Source organism: Actinoplanes sp. NPDC051633 (genome assembly GCF_040681735.1).
In the GTDB taxonomy this organism is placed as follows: Bacteria; Actinomycetota; Actinomycetes; order Mycobacteriales; family Micromonosporaceae; genus Actinoplanes.
Window position 1 is genome coordinate 1 of record NZ_JBFAZH010001585.1, and the last position, 1,433, is coordinate 1,433.

Genomic DNA, 1,433 nt, shown 5'->3' on the forward strand with positions numbered 1-1,433 from the left:
CCCTGAGCGGCCTCGACGAGGCTCGCGAATACCTCGCGCATCCCGTGCTCGGCCCGCGGCTGCACGAGGCGGCGGAAGCGATCCTCAGCGTCGAGGGCCGCAACGTCGGCGCCATCCTCGGCTTCCCGGACGACCTCAAGCTGCGGTCGTCGATGACCCTCTTCGCCGCGGCGGTGCCCGACGACGGCATCTTCCACAAGGTCCTGGTCAAGTACTACGACAGTCCCGACCCGCGCACGCTGGAGCTGCTGGATGGCTGACGTGATCGTCGTCGGCGGCGGCATCATCGGCCTGACCGCGGCGGTCCGTCTGCAGGAGGCCGGCCTCGACGTCGTCGTGTGGTCGAAGGACCCGCCGGAGCGAACCGTCTCCTCGGTGAGCGCGGCGGTCTGGTATCCCACCAGGACGGAATTCGATCCCCGGGTACGCGCCTGGGGGCTGGAGACCTACGACGAGTTCACCCGCCAGGCGGCCGCCGGGATCCCCGGGCTGTTGATCCGGACGACCCGCAACGTCGGCAAGGTGGACTCGCTGTGGTGGGCGCCGCCGGGGCTGAGCCGCGACGAGGAGGAGGTCAGCTTCGCGGCGCCGCTCGCGGAGATGAGCGTCTACCTCCCGTGGCTGGCGGCGCGGGTGCGGGTCGAGCGGCGCGAGGTGCGCGCCCTCGGCGAGGTGCCGGCGCCGGTCGTCGTGAACGCGACCGGCCTGGCCGCCCGCGAACTGGCCGGCGACCCCGCCGTCTACCCCGCCCGCGGCCAGATCGTGCTGGTCCGCAACCCCGGTGTCGAGGAGTCGGTGCGGGCGCAGGGCTTCTACGTGCATCCCCGCTCGTCGGATGTGGTGCTCGGCGGGACATGGGACGAGAACGAGTGGGACCTCGCACCCGATCCGGCGGTGCGGTCGCGGATCCTGGCCGGAACCGCCGAGCTTGTCCCGGCGCTGGAGGGCGCCGAGGTGCTGGGCGACCGGGTCGGGTTGCGGCCGTGCCGGCGCGGCGGGCCGCGGGTGGAGCGCGAGGGCAGGGTGGTGCACGCGTACGGGCACGGCGGGGCCGGGATGACGCTGTCCTGGGGTTGCGCCACCGAGATCACGAGATTGGTCGTCGAGAAGGTTTCGTAAAGATTAACGGAACACTAACGTCAGTCTATGGCTGAACGACGTCTGCTGAAGCTCCTCGGCCACACCGGCCGCGACCCGATGACCTGCCTTTACCGCTGTGGGAACGCCTGCGACCACCCGGTGCCGAACAATTCGGACAACGAAACCTTCGCCGACGTTGTCGCCTCGCGCCGCGGCCTCTTCCGGGCCGGGGGGCGCGGCGCCGGGGTGGGGAGCGGGGGGGGGTGGGCGGGGGGCGCCCCCCCGCCCCCGGGGGCGGCGGGGGGCGCGGCCGCCGCCGGCCCGCTCGCCTTCCTCGGCCTCACCGGCGTACC

At 72.9% G+C, this 1,433-nt stretch carries 2 protein-coding genes and 1 pseudogene; all 3 read left to right on the plus strand.

Annotated features, from left to right (window positions below; all coding sequences use genetic code 11):
- Window positions 1–260, plus strand: a 260-nt coding sequence (locus AB0M20_RS43345) for a DUF1810 family protein (protein ID WP_364307313.1), incomplete at its 5' end; no start/stop codon positions are given.
- Complete coding sequence (locus AB0M20_RS43350) at window positions 253–1,119, plus strand: FAD-dependent oxidoreductase (RefSeq protein WP_364307315.1); 867 nt, start codon at window positions 253–255, stop codon at window positions 1,117–1,119. The genes AB0M20_RS43345 and AB0M20_RS43350, both read left to right, overlap by 8 nt.
- 27 nt (window positions 1,120–1,146) lie before the next feature.
- Window positions 1,147–1,433 (plus strand): annotated as a pseudogene (locus AB0M20_RS43355) (phosphatase); the annotation flags it as partial.

Excerpts from the sequence above, each read along its gene's own strand:
- AB0M20_RS43350 (WP_364307315.1), top strand. The coding sequence starts at position 253 with ATGGCTGACGTGATCGTCGTCGGCGGCGGCATCATCGGCCTGACCGCG.